This window comes from Sphingomonas phyllosphaerae, from assembly GCF_036946485.1.
GTDB lineage: Bacteria > Pseudomonadota > Alphaproteobacteria > Sphingomonadales > Sphingomonadaceae > Sphingomonas > Sphingomonas phyllosphaerae_E.
This window is the reverse complement of the sequence record NZ_JAQIJA010000001.1, coordinates 1,073,211-1,089,341: the sequence shown is the minus strand read 5'-3', so window position 1 is coordinate 1,089,341 and position 16,131 is coordinate 1,073,211. Positions and strand designations below refer to the sequence as shown.

Genomic DNA, 16,131 nt, shown 5'->3' with positions numbered 1-16,131 from the left:
CGCAGGAGGAACATGGATATGCTGGTGACCGCGCTGCTGATGGCCTCCACCGCAACGCCCGTCACCGCCACTCCTTCACCGCTCGATCGTCTTGCCGCGGGACTCGGCTACCGCGTCACCGTCGTCGACAATCGCCCCGCTTATTGCCCGCCGCTTGCGATCGACCCCGCCGCACCGCCCCCGCCCACCCCGCTGCCGCCGCGCAAGTGTATGGTGCTCGACATCGATCTCGACATCCCTGCCGACGTCACCCCGCCCGCCGATCTGGAGCTGCGTACCAGCCTGATCGGCAGCGTGCTGCTGATCGACAGCGCCGAATTCACCAGCCGCCTGGTCAACGGCGACGTGACGGTCTTCGCGTTGAAGCCCGGCCGGTCCCTGGAGGCGGGACGGCATTATCGCATCCGGTTGACCGCCAGCGTCCCGTTCTTCTCGCGCGCCTTCGTGCTGCCGAACGCCGCGCTGGCGGCACCGGGCGCGGCGCCGGTCGTCATCGCGGCGGCGCGCCCCGGCACCGACCCCGAAACCGGGCTGGAGACGCTCCCCTATGTCGCGCCGATGACCGACGAGCCGCGGCTGGCGACCGCCGCGGCCGCAGATCGCAACGTCTGGCTTACGCCGGTCCGTGCGTTCGCGCGCTATGCCGCGCGCGGTGCGGCATCGACACCCGACGTCGTCATCCTGCCCGCGCCGGCGCAGGCCTCGCGCCCGGCCGGGGCGGCGCTCGACCTGTCGCAAGGCGTGCGGGTCCAACTGCGAGGAGTGTCGCGCGCGGCGCTTGCCCCTGCCTTGGCCGGGTTGGAAAAGATCGGGATCGGCACCGGTGCGGTGCCGCTATCCATCGTCATCGGCGACCCTTCCATTGCGGCCGAAGGGTACCGCCTCGACGTCACAACCACGGGCATCCGCATTGCCGCACGCGATTCAGCGGGAGCGAGCTATGCACTTCGCTCGCTCGCGCAGCAGGCAACGCACGAGCGATTGCGGATGAAGCCGTTGGCAATCGTCGATGCGCCGCGCTTCGGCTATCGCGGATTGCACCTCGACCTCGCACGCAATTTCCACGGTCGCGACGAGATCCTGCGTGTCATCGAGCAGATGGCGGCGGTGAAGCTCAACACGCTTCATCTGCATCTGGGCGATGACGAGGGCTGGCGGATGGACATCCCGGCACTCCCCGAATTGACCCGGGTCGGCGCCTATCGCTGCCTCGACCTGTCCGACAACACCTGCCTGCAACCGCAGCTCGGTGCCAATCCGGCGCGCGACTCACCCACCAACGGCTATCTCACGACGCAGGATTATCTCGCGATCCTGGCTGCGGCCAAAGCGCGGCAGATCACCGTCGTGCCGTCGTTCGACATGCCGGGTCATTCGCGCGCCGCGATCAAGGCGATGGAAGCGCGCTACCGACGACTGATGGCCGCCGGCCGGCCGGCGGAGGCCGAGCGCTATCGCCTCGTCGAGCCCGACGACACGACCCGCTATCGCAGCATCCAGACCTATGACGACAACACGCTGAACGTCTGCATTCCGGCGACTTACCGCTTCGTCGACACCGTCGTTTCGGCGATGGCGCGGTTGCACGCACGGGCCGGCGTGCCGCTCGGCCTATATCACATCGGAGCCGACGAGACGGCGGGCGCATGGCGCAACTCGCCCGCCTGCCTGGCCGAGGCGGCGCGTACCGGCACGCCGATCGCGCATCTCGGCGCGCGCTTCGTCGAGCGGGTGGCGGCGATGCTTGCCAAGCGGGGCATTCGCGCCGGCGCATGGAGCGACGGGTTGACGAACGCCGATCCCGCCGCCCTGCCCGCACAGACGCAATCCTATGTCTGGGGCGGATTGTTCGATCGCGGCGTGGCGGAGGCGCATAGCCATGCCAATCGCGGCTGGCCGGTGATCCTGTCGATGCCCGACGTCACCTATCTCGACATGCCGCAGGCGGTGTCGCCCGACGAGCCCGGCGCGACATGGGCGACGCGCGAGATCGACCTCTTTCGGCTCTACGCGTTCATGCCCGGCAACCTGCCGGCCAACGCCGCGACGATGACCGACATCCTCAATCGGCCGGGCACCATCGACGATGCGACGCCGCTGGCGGCCGGGCACATGGTCGCCGGCATCCAGGGGCAATTGTGGAGCGAGATGGTCCGCTGCGACTCGCAGGTGGAGTATATGCTGTTCCCCCGCCTGTTCGCGCTCGCGGAGCGTGGCTGGTCGCGCGCTTCATGGGAGCCGGGCTACACGCCCGGCGCGCGCTACAGCTATGGCGATGCGCGGATCGACGTCGGGGCCATGCTCGGTGGCTGGAGCGACTTCGCCGGGCGGGTCGCCGACCGGCTGCCCGCGCTCGACCACGACGGCATCGTCTATCGCCTGACCCCACCGGGCGCGCGGATCGTCGCCGGACGGCTGGAGGCGAACAGCGAACTGCTCGGCATGCCGATCGACTATCGCACGCAAAACGGCGAGTGGACGCATTATACCAGCCCAGTCGCGGTGCAGGGCGCAGTGGAGCTGCGCACCGCAACACCGGACGGCAAACGCTTCAGCCGCATCGTCACCGTCGCCGCCGACCGCGCACCCTGGCAGTAATCCCGCTATTCCCTGCCGCACGCCGCCCCGCTATCGCGGCGGCAGGCGGGGGATGAGAATGGGTTCGATCACAAGCACGCTGTCCGATCGGCAGGCGATCTGGGCGTTCGTCGTCGGCTGCGTCGCGGTGACAATCGGCGTCGTGGCGCATCTGCCGATGTTCGCGATGGCGCGGGCGATGCACTATCATCTGGCGGGAATGCCGATGGACCCCGCAATGCTCGGCGGGATGGCGCTGATCGTGGTCGGCACCCTGGTCGCCGCCTACGGCCTGCTTCCGCGCAACGTCGCCGCGCAGCGGGCGGCTGCCGCCGACATCGTCGTCGCCGCGCCCGAGGATGCGCCGCTCGCGCCAGCGCATTGGGGGCTCATGGCGGTGCTAGTGATCGCGCTCGTGATCGACGTCATGAAGCCCGCGTCGCTCGGTTTCACCGTCCCCGGCATGATCGCCGAATATGGCGTGCCGAAGAAGACCGTGTCGCTGGTGCCGTTCTTCGCACTCGCCGGAACGGTCACCGGATCGGTGCTATGGGGATGGATCGCCGACGTCTACGGCCGCAAGGCGTCGATCCTGCTGTCGGCGGTGATGTTCGTCGGCACCTCGATCTGCGGCGCGATGCCCAGCCTCGCATGGAACATCGCGATGTGCTTCATGATGGGCGCGGCGGCGGGCGGGATGCTGCCGGTCACCTATGCCTTGCTCGCCGAGATGATGCCGAACCGCCATCGCGGCTGGAGCCTGGTGCTGGTCGGCGGTCTGGGCGCGGTCGGCGGCTATTTCGCGGCGAGCGGCATGTCGGCGGTGCTGCAACCGATCTTCGGCTGGCGGATCCTGTGGCTGGCGAACCTGCCGACCGGGCTGACGCTGGTGCTGCTCGGCGCGCTGATCCCCGAGTCGGCCAAGTTCCTGCTCGCCCGCGGGCGGGTGGCAGAAGCGGAGGCGGTGATGCGCCGCTTCGGCGCGACCGCTCGCGTCGCCACGCCGATGCGCGAGCTGCCGTCGCCCGGCGGCCACGCGCTGCGCGGCATCGGGTTGTACGGCAAGCTGGCGGCGCTCAGCATCTGTGCCTTATCATGGGGGCTGGTCAATTTCGGGCTGCTGCTGTGGCTGCCCGCCGATCTGGTCGCAAAGGGCTATTCGGTCGGCGTGTCGAGCCGACTGCTCGCCGAAAGCGCACTGATCGCCTTTCCGACCGTCTTCATCGCCGCGCTGCTCTATAGCCGGTGGAGCACCAAATGGGCGCTGGCGACGATGATCGCGGTGACGCTGTCGGGGCTGCTGCTGGTCCTGCGCCTCGAGCTGGCGGGCAGCGGAAGCCCGGTGCTGCCGGTCGCGCTGCTGATCGTCGGCAGCAACGGCATCATCGCGATCGTATTACCCTATGCCGCGGAGAGCTTCCCGCTGCGGGTGCGCGGCCGCGCGACCGGATGGGTGGCGGCGTGTACCAAGGCCGGCGGGCTGATCGCCCAGGGCCTGACGATCAGCGGCGTCGCCTTGGCGATGGGCAGCTCGGCGCTGCTGGTCATGGCGCCGACCGCGCTGTCGCTGGTGCTGGTCGCGTGGTTCGGGCGCGAGACGCGCGGTCGGGATCTTCGCGAACTGGACTGAGACTGGATCAGCCGTGGTGACCGCTCATCTCCTCGCCGGCGTCGGGGGCGAATTTCCGGTTCCAGATAATTGCGGACATCGAAATCGTCGCCACCACCACGAACGCAATCGAAAAGGTCGCGAGCGTCGGTTGGCGTGTGCTGTTCAATAGCGACCCGATCTCCAGCACCGTCGCGGCGGTGCAGATGCCCAGCGACAAGGTGAGCTGCTGAAAGGTCGCGTAGAAGCTGGTCGCCGCGCTCATCCGCGTCTTGTCGACGTCGGCATAAGCGATCGCATTATAGCCGGTGAACTGAAACGAGGTGAAGAAGCCGGAGATCGCAAGCACCGCCAGCAGCGCGCCGATCGGCCAATCAGGCCGGAACAAGGCGCAGGTGGCATAGCCCGCACTGCTCGCCACCCCCGATACGATCAGGCTGCGGCGAAAGCCCCAGCGGCGCAGGACTCGCGGGGCCAGCGCCTTCATCGCCAATGCACCGATCGCCCCGGCCATGGTGATCGAGCCGGTTCGCGCGGCGGACAGGCCGAAGCCGAGCTGGAACATCAACGGCAGCAGGAACGGCTGCGCGCCCTGCGTGATCCGCGTCAGCGATCCGGCGATCACGGACAGTCGAAACGTGGGAACGCGCATCAAGCTGGGGTCGAGGATCGGGTCGTCGGTACGCCGCGCGTGCCGGACATAGCCGAGGCCGAGCAGGAGCCCGATGGCCAGCAACGCCACCGCGACCGCCCCCGCGCCCGGACGGCTCGCCAGCTCGAACCCGAACAACAGGCAGCCGAGCGACAGCCCGGAGAGAAGGAAGCCGGGCACGTCGAAGCGCGTCCGTGCATCGCCGCGCACCTCCGGCACCACCAGCAAGGCGCCGATGACGCCGACGATGCCGATCGGGATGTTGAGATAGAAGATCCAGCGCCAATCGAGCCACGTCACGATGAACCCGCCCAGCGGCGGCCCGAGGATCGGGCCGATCAGCGCGGGCATGACCAGCCACGACAGCGCCTGCACCATATCCTCCTTGGCGACGCTGCGCAGCAGGACGAGTCGGCCGACCGGCACCATCATCGCTCCGCCGATGCCCTGCAGGAAACGCGCCGCGACCAATGTCGGCAGCGATCCGGCAAAGGCGCAGGCGATCGACCCGAGCAGGAACACCCCGATCGCGCCGCAAAAGACGCTGTGCGACCCGAACCGGTCGGCAAGCGTCCCGCTGGCAGGGATGAACAGCGCCAGCGCCAGCAGGTAACTGGTGAGCGCGATACTGAGGCTCGCCGCCGGGGTGCCAAGATCACGCGCCATCGTGGGCAGCGCGATCGTCAGCACCGTTCCGTCGAGCTGCTGCATGAACAGCGCCGAGGCGACCACCAGCGCGATCACGCGATAGCCGCGGACCGGCGCGCCCGCCGTGGTGCGCGGGGATGTGCCGGTGACCGCCTCGACCGCCGGGGCCAGGCCGTCACCGACATCGGCGCTCATCGAGGCCAGGTTACGTCGTCTCCATCGCATTCCCAGCCCTTTCGGCGAAAATCAGGCGGATGGCCACATCGACAATGCCGTGGACGGTCGCGATGGCGACGCAATGACCGAAGCTGCCGGCCGCCTCGCGTGCGCCAGACGGTTTGGCGCGGGTGGCGTTGAAGCTAAGCGCCTATCGCAAGCTGGACACAGGCGCGATCGGACCTCGGGCGAGGACATCGAGTGCTTTCCGTTGCAGCTGTCAGCTGTTCGCTGACATCGCTCTTCGTCAGAGAGTCAGACGAGCCGCAAGGCCGCATCGAGCAATAGCACGAAGATCAGCCCGAACACCCCGACCAGCGTCTCCATCAACGACCAGGAGCGAAAGGTGTCGCGGAGCGACAGCCCGAAATATTCCTTGAACATCCAGAAGCCGGAGTCATTGACGTGGCTGCACATCAGGCTGCCCGCGCCGATCGCCAGCACCATCAGATTGGCGTCCGCGCCGGTCGCGACGATCACCGGCTGGATCAGCCCGCCCGCGGTCAGGCCCGCAACCGTCGCCGAGCCGACCGCGATCCGTATCACGCACGCTAGCAGCCAGCCGAGTGCGAGGGGCGGCAGCGGCAGATCGGCGAGTTGCGCGGCCATGATCTTGTCCGCACCGCTTTCGACCAGCACCTGCTTCAGCGCGCCGGCCCCTGCGATGATCAGCAGGATCGGCGCGATGTCGCGGATCGCGACGGTAAAGCCGTCCATCATCTCGACCCTCGTCAGCCCGACGCTGCGCCCCAGAGCGATGATGCCGACTGCGATCGACAGCAGCAGCACGTTGGTCGGATGACCGACGAAGGCGACGAGCGTCGCGGCCGACGGTGACAGCGGCGCATAATGGAGCGCGGTCGCGCCCGCGATCAGCACGACCGGCAGCAGCGCACAGGCGAAGCTGGCGAAGGCACCCGGCAGCGGGCGGTCGCGCGAGGCGGCGGCAGCCTCGAACAGCGGCGATGGCGGGCTGACGATCCCCTTCAGCGTGGTCGCGAACAGCGGCCCGGCGATCGCGAGCGTCGGAATGCCGACGATCAGCCCGTAGATCAGCGTCACGCCGAGGTCTGCGCCGAGCTGCGCCACCACGGCCGTCGGTGACGGATGCGGCGGCAGGAAGCCATGCGCGATCGACAGCCCTGCCAGCAAGGGAATGCCGACATGCACCGCCGGCAGGCCCGAGCGCAGCACGATCGAGAAGATCAGCGGCACCATCAACACGAAGCCGACATTGTAGAACAAAGGGATGCCGACCAGAAAACCGGTCGCCGCCATCGCGATCGGCAGCCGCGCCGGACCGAACCAGCCGATCAGCGTGTCCGCGATCCGCTGCGCCGCGCCGCTGTCGGCGATCAGCTTGCCGAGGAACGCGCCGAGCACGATCGTGATGACGACCGGGCCGATCGTGTCGCCGATCCCCTTCTCGATCGCGGTGGGAAGCCGTGCAAGTGGTACGCCGAGCAGCAGCGCCGCGATCAGCGCCGATACGACGAACGCCAGGAACGGCGGCGCGCGCAGCGTGACCAAACCGATCAGCACCACCAGCGCCGCGACGATCGACAGCAGGATCATGCGCGCGTTGCTCGGGACGGCGATGCGGGGTTGGTGGGGCGAGGATCGTTCATCGCCGCAGACAACGCACTTTGCGCGACCGCGTCAACGTCGACCTTCGGCGTATCGCCCGATCCTGGTTCGATCGCCGCTAGGGCTGCCAATTCGGGCGATAGGACGGATCGAGCCGACGATCGATGAAATAGGCTGCGCTGATGAAGGCGAGATGCGTCAGCGCCTGCGGAAAATTGCCGAGCGCCAGCCCGCGGCGATCGACCTCCTCCGAAAACAGGCCGAGTGAATTGGCATAGGCCATGCCCTTGGCGAGGATCATCTGCGCCTCGTCCATCCGCCCCGCGCGCGCGAGGCATTCGGCGTACCAGAACGTGCAGGTGGTGAACGCCCCTTCCCCGCCTTCCAGTCCATCGGCGTTGCGGTAGCGATAGACCAACCCGTCGTCGCGCAACTCCGCGCCGATCGCGTCGAGCGTCTTGAGCCACACCGGATCGGTCGACGAGACGAAGCGGACGAGCGGCATCATCAGCGCGGCGGCGTCCAGGGCGCGGCCGCCGCGCTCCTGCACGAAATAGCCGTGCTCGGGATGGCGGAAGTTTGCCCAGACGTCCTCGACGATCGCGTCGCGCGCCGTCGCCCACTCCACCAGCGGCGCCGGCAGGGAACGCTGATGCGCCAGCCGGATCGCGCGATCGAGCGCCACCCAGCACATCACGCGCGAATGCAGGAAGTGCCGAGGCGCGCTGCGCATTTCCCAGATGCCGGCGTCGGGCTCCTGCCAGTGCGCGATCACATGGTCGACGATGCCGCGCACATGCTGCCAGCCTTCGTGGCTGATCGCGTGGCCGTATTTGTTCGAGAGATAGACGCTGTCGAGCAGCTCGCCGAAGATGTCGAGCTGCGTCTGAGCGTGGGCCGCATTGCCGATCCGCACCGGGCGGCTGTCGTCATAGCCGGCCAGGTGCGGCAGCTCCCGTTCGTCCGCCGCCTCGCTACCGTCGATCGCATACATGATGCGGATCGGATGCTGCGGATCGGCGGCCATCACGCGCTTCGCCGCCCAGCGATTGAAATGCTCCGCCTCGTCGACGAAGCCGAGCCGCAGGAAAGCGTAGACGGTAAAGGAGGCGTCGCGGATCCACGTTGCGCGATAATCCCAATTGCGCCCCGCGCCGGTCGCCTCGGGAAGCGAGAAGGTCGCGGCAGCGGCGATCGAGCCGTGCCGCTCCGAGGTCAGTAGCTTGAGCGCGAGCGCCGAGCGCGTCATCGCCTCTCGCCACCGTCCTTTGTATGAGGAATGGTTCGCCCAGCTTCGCCAGGCCTCGGTCGTCGCGGCGACGTCCTGATCGATCGTCTGGTCGTCGGGGCAAAGCAGATCGTCGGCGCCCAGCACGAACCACGCGCTCTGCCCGGAGGTCAGCGTGAAACTTGCCGTCGCGGCGTCCGTGTCGGCCGACAGCGGTACGGAGGCGAACAGCCGCAACGACAGCTCGTGCCCGACGAAGCGAATGCCACCATCCAGCGCGTGGATCGTGGGTTGTTCGCGCGCATAATCGAAGCGTGGCGCGCACCGCATGGTGAACCGTACCGTGCCGCGCGTCGCCGTCACACGGCGGATCAGGCAACGCGCTGCGCGATCGGGATGAACACGCGCCGCGGCGAGCGGCATCAGGTCGCGGACCTCGGCGCTGCCGTCCTCCGCCATCCAGCGCGTCAGCAGCACGTTGGTATCGGGAACGTAGAGTTGCAGGCGCTCGGGCCGGTCGAGGTCCGGGTGAAGTGTGAACGCTCCACCCTTTTCCGTATCGAGCAGCTCGGCGAAGACCGTCGGGCTGTCGAGCGAAGGCCAGCACAGATAGTCGATCGTCGCATCGCGCGCGATCAGCGCCGCGGTCTCCAGATCACCGATGATGCCGTGGTCGCCGATCGTGCGCAGCGGCTCACCCATTGTCGCGGAACTCGGGATATAGCGTCATCCCGCCATCGACGAACAACGTCGTTCCCGTCACGTAATCGGCCTGATCGGACGACAGCCATACCGCGGCACGCGCGACGTCCTCGGGTTCGCCGATCCGGCCATAAGGGATCAGGCGCAACAGCTTTTCCAGCGCGGCCTCGGTCTCCCACGCCTCCTTGTTGATCGGGGTGCGGATCGCTCCGGGGGCGATGGCGTTCACGCGGATGCCGTCGGCGGCTACCTCCTGCGCCAGCGAGCGGGTCAACATACGGCTGCCCCCCTTCGATGCCGCATAATTGACGTGCCCGGCCCAGGGGATCACCTCGTGCACCGAACTCATCGTGACGATCGAGCCGGCGCTGCGCGCCGGTCGCGCTTCCTTGGGCTGCGCGCGGAAGCGCCGCACCGCCTCGCGTGCGCAAAGAAACTGTCCGGTCAGATTGACCTCGATGACAGTGTTCCAGTCCGCAAGCGACATGTCGGCGATCGCCGCATCTTTCTGCACTCCCGAATTGGCGACCAGTACGTCGACTCGCCCGAAGGCGCTGACCGCCTCGTCGAACAGCCTGACGACATCCTCTTCCTCGGAGACGTTGGCGCCGACCGCGATCGCCCGTCCACCATTGCCCCGGACACGCGACACCAGTTCCTCGGCGGCCTCGGCGTCCGAGTGATAGTTGACGACCACCGCGGCGCCGGCCGCCGCCAGCCCCTCGGCAACCGCCAGCCCGATGCCGGAACTCGCACCGGTGACCACTGCGACATGATCAGCGAGCGGCTGGGAGGGATTGGACATCGATGTCTCCTGTGGGATCGTGTGAGGGGTCAGGCGCCGGTCGGCGGTGCGGCGTTGACCGGCTCCGGCGCGGACACTGCGCGCAGCGTTTGCTCCTGCGCATCCGGGTCGATGCGGCGGACACGCGCGAGCGGCTCGATCTTCACCGCGCCGCCGGACTTCAGCGCCGCGACGATCGCCTCGATCACCAGCAGGTCGGCAAGCCCCTCCTCGCCGTCCGGTTCGGGATCGCGATCGTTGAGGATGCAGTCGGAGAAATAGCGCAGTTCGCCGCCGAACTGGTCGGTGGCCTTGTAGGTTTCGTGCGACTGCTTCTCGCCGATCTGACGATGATGCTCCAGGCCCTGCCCGAAGCCGAATGCCGGGTTCATCTCGATCGAGCCCTTGGTGCCCGCGATCGTCAGGCTGTCGACGTTGTTGGCGTAATAGCTGACGGTGAATTGCGCGAGCCGGTCGCCCGGCAGCCGCAGCGTGACCGCGATCGTATCGTCGAAGTCGCCGAACCCGGAGTCCGCATGCCGCACGCCGATCGCGGACACGACCTCCAGCGGCTCGGCCCCGAACAGGTATCGGATCGCGTTGATCGGATAGGCACCCATGTCGAACAGCGGCCCCGCCTCGATCCCGTTTTTGGCACGATGGTTGGCGGGATCGACCATCTGCGTGAAACAGGCAGTGAAGGCGATCAATTCGCCGAGTTCGCCGGCCCGGATGCGACGGATCGCATCGAGTGTCGCAGGCTCGAAATGCAGGCGATAGGCGGTCATCAACTTGGCGCCGCCGCGCTTTGCCGCCGCGATGATCGCGCGTGCTTTATCCGCCGACACATCGAGCGGCTTTTCGCAGAGGACGTGGATACCGGCCTCCAGCGCCGGAACCGCGAATTCGGCGTGACGCCAATTGGGGGTGGCAAGGTAGATGGCGTCGATCGTGCCCGACCGCAGCAGCTCCGGGAATTGTTCGTAGGAATAACGATCCGCGATGTCGTAATGCTTGCCGAGCGCCGCGAGCTTCTCGGGATCGCCAGATACCAATGCGGTCATTTCTGAATTGCCGGTGTGCGCGACGCCCGGCATCAACGCTTCCTGCGAGATATCGCCCAGCCCGACGATCGCGTAGCGGACCTTGCGTCCGCCCAGCCCCAGTGCCGATGCAATGCTCATAAAAAATCTCGCGTGATGTTCGATGAGTGCCGCAACCGCTTCGCAGCGGCTATTGGTTCCACGGAAACGGCGGGTCGGGCATCGAAACGGAGGACGGAGAATGAGCGGCGACATCGGTGTCGGCCTGATCGGTTATGGTCTGGGCGGGCGTGCCTTCCACGCCCCTTATGTGAGGGCGACGCCGGGCCTGACGCTTCGCGCGATCGTCTCCCGCGATGCGGCCAAGGTCCATGCCGATCTGCCCGGGGCGACGGTCGTTCCCGACGTCGAGACGCTGCTCGCCGCCCCGGGTATCGATCTGGTGATCGTCTCCAGCCCCGACGCGCTGCACGCCCAGCACGCGCTCGGCGCGCTGGCGGCGGGGAAGCATGTCGTGGTGGACAAGCCCTTCGCGACCTCGCTCGCCGACGCGCGACGGTTGGTCGCGGCGAGCGAGCGTGCCGACCGGTTGCTGACGGTGTTCCACAACCGGCGCTGGGATGCCGACTTCCTGACGCTTCGTGCGCTGCTCGCCGACGGCCGGCTGGGGGCGGTCGCGACCTTCGAGAGCCACTTCGATCGTTGGCGGCCGACCGCCGCCGCGACGTGGAAGGAGGCGCGCGCGGGCGGATCGTGGTTCGATCTCGGCCCGCATCTGGTCGATCAGGCGCTGGTGCTGTTCGGCCTGCCGCTCGGCATTACGGCGGATATCGCCACGCTGCGCACCGATGCCCCCGCCCCCGACTATTTTCACGCCACGCTGCGCTACCCCGACAAGCGGGTCGTGCTCCATTCGAGCAAGATCGTTGCCGACCATCGCCTGCGCTTCGCGGTCCATGGTACGGCAGGGAGCTGGATCAAGCACGGGATCGATCCGCAGGAAGCCGCGACCTTCAGCGGACGCGCGCCGGGTGGCGACGACTGGGGGCTCGATACGGAGGACGGCCTGCTCACCGATGCCGCCGGAACGCAGCAGGGCATTCCCACGCTGCGCGGCGACTATCGGCGCTTCTGGTCCGCACTGGTGGCCGCTATTCACGGCACCGGCGCAAATCCCGTGCCCCCGCGCGACGCCCTCGCGGTCATGGAGGTGCTCGACGCCGGCGAACGCAGTGCGGCGGGCCATGCCGAGGTGTTGCTCTAGCAAGCGATAGCCCTCCGCAGCGTGGTCGGTCCCGCCTGTGTCGGGCAGGTCGGCACCACCCGACAGCGCCCATAGGGCTCTGATCGACATCCGCGCAGGGGTTCGCTTCCGACGATCTCCTTCGTCGCCCTGCGCGGCGCCACGGGAGCGATGCTAGGCCGCCACGCGGCTCATCCGCTCCTTGCAGCGGGCGACCCAATCGCGGACCACCGGCTCGTCGGGCATCATCGCCGTGAACCACAGGAATGGCGAACTGCAGAGCATGTCCGCCGCCGAAAAGCGCTCGCCGAGCAGCCACGGTCCGCGGCGCAGCGGCTCAGCCAGCCGCTCGATCGTCGTATCGAAGTCGCGCAGTCCGGCGTTGATCGCCGGGTGATCGACATTCGCCCACTTCAGGATCAGCAGCGGCTCCATGACGCCCTGGTAATAGGACAGCCACGACAGATAGGCGCCCCGCCCGGGCTCACCGACGACCGGGCCCAGGCCCGCATCGGGATAGGCGTCGGTCAGATAGAGGATGATCGCCCCGCGCTCGCGCACCGCATCGTCGCCGTCGATGAGATACGGCACCTTGCCCTCCGGGTGCGGATTGGCAGGGTCGCGCACGCCGGAACCATCCTGTCGCGCGATCGACACCTCGCGCAGCGCAATATCGGCCGAGAGCATCCGCACGAGCGTGACGACGGTATCGGACCGCGAGTTCGGCGAGAAATATAGCGTTGGCATCCTTGGACTCCTTGCGTTGAATGACCCGCCCGATCTACGCAGTTGCTCCTGACAATTTCGGGCAGCAGGAATGGCGCGGTCGGATCGCTTGATGCGTTTGCTCGAGGCGTTGCGCCACCTGCCCAAACCGGTGACCGCCGCGCGTCTCGCGGCCGAAACCGAGATTTCGCCGCGCCAACTGTACCGGGACATCGCAACCTTGCGTGCGGGCGGCGCGCTGATCGATGGCGCCGCGGGCTATGGCTATACCCTCACCGAGGACCCGACCTTGCCGCCGCAAAGCTTCTCTCGGCTTGAGATCGAGGCGCTGATGCTTGGTGTCGCCAGCCTCGGCGATTACGGCGACGCGGCGCTGGCGGTCGCCGGGCGCAACGCACTGGCACGGATCGTCGCCACGCTCCCCGACCGACAGGCGCGACAGGCCGCTCATGCGACGATCCGGTCGTGGCGGCCACCCGAGCCCCGCGCCGCGATCACCGTCGATCTCGGCCTGTTGCGGGAGGCGTGTTGGGACGAATCCAGCGTCCGCATCACCTATCGCGACGCGCGCGAGCAGATAACCGAGCGAGAGATTCTGCCGCTCGGTATGTCGTACAGCCCGCGCACGCTGATGCTGGTTGCCTGGTGCCAGTTGCGCGATGGCTATCGCACGTTCGAGGTGCCGCGGATCATAGCGCTTTCACGCGGCGGCACGAGCTTCCGGCCACGCCGGGTGCAGTTGCTGCGCGATTACGTCACGCTGCGTACCGCCGAGTGGAAGCGCAAGGAACAAACCGCGCTTCCACGCGCGTGATGTTCAGGCGCGCCCCTGCGCCATGACGAAGGCGAAGACGTCGGCCCATTGCGCGTCGGTCTGCTGGCGCGTCGAACCCAGACCGTGTCCGGCGTCGAAGTCGACCCGCAGCAGCACCGGCCCGCCGGTCGAGGCGGACTGCAAGCGCGCCGCCATCTTTGCGGGATGCCAGGGCGCGACACGCGGATCGGTCATCCCCGTCATCGCCAGCACCGCCGGATAGCGCGTGCCATCCTTGACCTTCTGATAGGCGTCCATCGCCACCAGCCCGCGATATTCCGCGTCGTTCGACGGATCGCCGAACTCCGGGAAATTGGGGGCACTGTTCTGCTCCACCCCGGCGCGCGAGGTGTTGGTCCAGCCGACGTTGTCGATCGCGCCGGCGAACAGGTCGGGCCGTTCGACCAGAGCGTTGCCGACCGCGATGCCGCCCGCCGACGTGCCCATGATCGTCAGCCGCTTCGGCGAGGTCCAGCCCGCCTTCACCACCGCCTCGCATCCATCGATGAAGTCGCGCCAGGTGTTGGGCTTGTTCGCCTTTTGCCCGGCGCGCCACCACGGCGAGCCGAATTCACCGCCGCCCCGTGCATGAACCTCGAACATCACCCCGCCGCGCTCAAGGAACGCGATCGAGCGCGGCGAGAAGTACGGCGCGGCGGAAATGCCGTAGCTCGAGTAACATTGCCCGAGCGCCGGGGCGGAGCCGTCACGCTTCAGCCCCTTTTTCGCGATGATCGAAACCGGCACCTTGGTGCCGTCGCGCGCGGTCGCGATCAGGCGTACCGACTCGTACGACGCGGTCGAGAAGGTCGGTCGCGGGCTCAGCCCGGTATCGACCAGTCGCCCGCCCGGCCGATACCGATAGATGCCGGCCGGCTCCACCCAGCCGGACATCCGCACATCGACGCCGTCCTGATCGGTCGACCCGAACAGCGCATAGATGCCCGCATCGAACGGCATCGGGATGTCGGTCACCTGCCCGCCCGGCGCGATCCGGTGCAACGTCATGGGACCGCCGTTCTGACGCGCGAAGTAGACGCCGTCGCGCGTCGCGACCAATCCCGCATCGGAGGTTTCGATCGGCGTCTTGCCCTCTGGCATGACCACGGTCGCACGCGCGAGATCGGGCGCCGTCGCCGAGGTCCGCAGCACCCGTCCCAGCGGTGCGTCCTTTTCCGACACGACATAAACGTCGCGTCCGCGCAGCGCGAAGCTGGTTGCGCGATCCTCCATTCGCGCCACTGCACGCCAGCGCGCCTTGCCCGTCATCACCTCCGCCACTGGCGCAGCGAACAGCGGATTTTCGCGCCGGACGCCGCCAAACGGCAACAACAACGCGATGTCCGATCCCGGGGTGAGGACCACGAACGGAAAGTCGATCGGCAGCAACGTATAGCCGTCGACCATGTCGCCACCGCTTGCGATCCGCACGTCCTGCTTCGGATCGGTGCCGAGCCGGTGCAGCCACGCCACCGTGTTGAGAAAATAATCCGCGGCGCCGCGCACCGCGCCCTCACGGCCGCGCGTGTAGAAGAAGCCCGAGCCATCGGGCAACCATTGCGGGCTGGCGAAGCGTGCGCGATCGATCGTCTCGGGGAAATGCGTACCGTCGGCGACCCGCATGATGCGCGCGACCGACTCCTCCGATCCGGCCGGCGACATGCCGTAGGCGACCAAGCTGCCATCGTCCGAGGCGCGCCACCAATCCAGGCTCATATGTGCGCCGCCGGCATCCTTCACCGTCTCTGGATCGACGAGCAGCTTCTTCTCGGCCCCCGCTCGCTCGATCACATAGAGCTTCGGGACGCTCGCCCCGCTGGGGCGGAACTCGAGGAAGGTCGCGTCACCGATCCGCTGCAAGCGCGAGGCCAGCGGCAGGTCGCCGGTCAGTTCCCCGATCCGCCGCAGCAGCGCGTCATGATCGGGCAGCGCGTCGAGTGCCTGCCGCGCGTAAGCACCCTGCGCGCGCATCCACGGCTCCCAATCGGGATCCTTCGGATTCTCCATCCAGCGATACGGATCGCGCAGCGTATAGCCGAGCCGGGTGTCGACCGCCTCGACCTGTTTGGCCACCGGCGGCTTCGTTGTTTGCGCCCGTGCTTTGTGCGAAAAGGACAGGAAGGTGGTGGCAGTCAACGACAAGACGAAGTCACGACGATCCATGTGCAGCCCCCCAGCATACCGATGCCGCACGACTAGCCATCGCTCGCGACATCTCTCTCCAATCTGCGAGAGGCTGACACAAAGGCGTCGCAGAGTCGACAGGATCGTGATCAAAACACTGCGAATTGGAAGAAGTTGT

The 16,131-nt window shown here is 67.6% G+C and carries 11 protein-coding genes; 4 read left to right on the top strand and 7 right to left on the bottom strand.

All coding sequences use genetic code 11. From position 1 onward, the window contains the following. Window positions 1-12 precede the first annotated feature (12 nt). Window positions 13-2,598: a family 20 glycosylhydrolase gene (locus tag PGN16_RS05285; protein WP_335308339.1), complete on the top strand. Its 2,586-nt coding sequence runs from the start codon at window positions 13-15 to the stop codon at window positions 2,596-2,598. 58 nt (window positions 2,599-2,656) lie between these two features. Beyond that, a complete protein-coding gene (locus PGN16_RS05280) occupies window positions 2,657-4,207 on the top strand; it encodes an MFS transporter (RefSeq protein ID WP_335308338.1) in 1,551 nt (516 codons plus the stop codon). Between the two features lie 7 nt (window positions 4,208-4,214). On the opposite strand, the gene PGN16_RS05275 is transcribed toward PGN16_RS05280, so the two are convergent. From PGN16_RS05275 to PGN16_RS05255, 5 genes are all read right to left on the bottom strand, one after another. Then, window positions 4,215-5,681 carry an MDR family MFS transporter gene (locus PGN16_RS05275; RefSeq protein ID WP_335308337.1) on the bottom strand — a complete coding sequence of 489 codons (1,467 nt, stop codon included), beginning with the start codon at window positions 5,679-5,681 and terminating at the stop codon, window positions 4,215-4,217. Between the two features lie 276 nt (window positions 5,682-5,957). Next, window positions 5,958-7,277: a GntP family permease gene (locus tag PGN16_RS05270; protein WP_335308336.1), complete on the bottom strand. Its 1,320-nt coding sequence runs from the start codon at window positions 7,275-7,277 to the stop codon at window positions 5,958-5,960. A 130-nt stretch (window positions 7,278-7,407) separates the two neighbouring features. Beyond that, complete coding sequence (locus tag PGN16_RS05265; protein ID WP_335308335.1) at window positions 7,408-9,219, bottom strand: glycoside hydrolase family 15 protein; 1,812 nt, start codon at window positions 9,217-9,219, stop codon at window positions 7,408-7,410. Beyond that, a complete protein-coding gene (locus PGN16_RS05260; protein ID WP_335308334.1) occupies window positions 9,212-10,024 on the bottom strand; it encodes a glucose 1-dehydrogenase in 813 nt (270 codons plus the stop codon). Before PGN16_RS05260 ends, PGN16_RS05265 begins: the two co-directional genes overlap by 8 nt. Before the next feature lie 29 nt (window positions 10,025-10,053). Then, window positions 10,054-11,187, bottom strand: coding sequence for a Gfo/Idh/MocA family protein (locus tag PGN16_RS05255; RefSeq protein WP_335308333.1), 1,134 nt, complete (start codon window positions 11,185-11,187; stop codon window positions 10,054-10,056). Window positions 11,188-11,287: 100 nt separating this feature from the next. On the opposite strand from PGN16_RS05255, the gene PGN16_RS05250 reads away from it, so the two are divergent. Continuing rightward, window positions 11,288-12,310, top strand: coding sequence for an oxidoreductase (locus PGN16_RS05250; RefSeq protein ID WP_335308332.1), 1,023 nt, complete (start codon window positions 11,288-11,290; stop codon window positions 12,308-12,310). 153 nt (window positions 12,311-12,463) lie between these two features. Here PGN16_RS05250 and PGN16_RS05245 read toward each other — a convergent pair whose 3' ends face one another. Continuing rightward, a complete protein-coding gene (locus tag PGN16_RS05245; protein WP_335308331.1) occupies window positions 12,464-13,036 on the bottom strand; it encodes a glutathione S-transferase family protein in 573 nt (190 codons plus the stop codon). A 91-nt stretch (window positions 13,037-13,127) separates the two neighbouring features. On the opposite strand from PGN16_RS05245, the gene PGN16_RS05240 reads away from it, so the two are divergent. After that, complete coding sequence (locus tag PGN16_RS05240; RefSeq protein WP_335308330.1) at window positions 13,128-13,829, top strand: helix-turn-helix transcriptional regulator; 702 nt, start codon at window positions 13,128-13,130, stop codon at window positions 13,827-13,829. Window positions 13,830-13,832: 3 nt separating this feature from the next. On the opposite strand, the gene PGN16_RS05235 is transcribed toward PGN16_RS05240, so the two are convergent. Then, on the bottom strand, window positions 13,833-15,992 hold the full coding sequence (locus tag PGN16_RS05235) for a prolyl oligopeptidase family serine peptidase (RefSeq protein ID WP_335308329.1): 2,160 nt from the start codon (window positions 15,990-15,992) through the stop codon (window positions 13,833-13,835). Window positions 15,993-16,131 lie beyond the last annotated feature (139 nt).

Excerpts from the sequence above, each read along its gene's own strand:
- PGN16_RS05285 (WP_335308339.1), top strand. The coding sequence starts at position 13 with ATGGATATGCTGGTGACCGCGCTGCTGATGGCCTCCACCGCAACGCCC.
- PGN16_RS05280 (WP_335308338.1), top strand. The coding sequence starts at position 2,657 with ATGGGTTCGATCACAAGCACGCTGTCCGATCGGCAGGCGATCTGGGCG.
- PGN16_RS05275 (WP_335308337.1), bottom strand. The coding sequence starts at position 5,681 with ATGAGCGCCGATGTCGGTGACGGCCTGGCCCCGGCGGTCGAGGCGGTC.
- PGN16_RS05270 (WP_335308336.1), bottom strand. The coding sequence starts at position 7,277 with ATGATCCTGCTGTCGATCGTCGCGGCGCTGGTGGTGCTGATCGGTTTG.
- PGN16_RS05265 (WP_335308335.1), bottom strand. The coding sequence starts at position 9,219 with ATGGGTGAGCCGCTGCGCACGATCGGCGACCACGGCATCATCGGTGAT.
- PGN16_RS05260 (WP_335308334.1), bottom strand. The coding sequence starts at position 10,024 with ATGTCCAATCCCTCCCAGCCGCTCGCTGATCATGTCGCAGTGGTCACC.
- PGN16_RS05255 (WP_335308333.1), bottom strand. The coding sequence starts at position 11,187 with ATGAGCATTGCATCGGCACTGGGGCTGGGCGGACGCAAGGTCCGCTAC.
- PGN16_RS05250 (WP_335308332.1), top strand. The coding sequence starts at position 11,288 with ATGAGCGGCGACATCGGTGTCGGCCTGATCGGTTATGGTCTGGGCGGG.
- PGN16_RS05245 (WP_335308331.1), bottom strand. The coding sequence starts at position 13,036 with ATGCCAACGCTATATTTCTCGCCGAACTCGCGGTCCGATACCGTCGTC.
- PGN16_RS05240 (WP_335308330.1), top strand. The coding sequence starts at position 13,128 with ATGCGTTTGCTCGAGGCGTTGCGCCACCTGCCCAAACCGGTGACCGCC.
- PGN16_RS05235 (WP_335308329.1), bottom strand. The coding sequence starts at position 15,992 with ATGGATCGTCGTGACTTCGTCTTGTCGTTGACTGCCACCACCTTCCTG.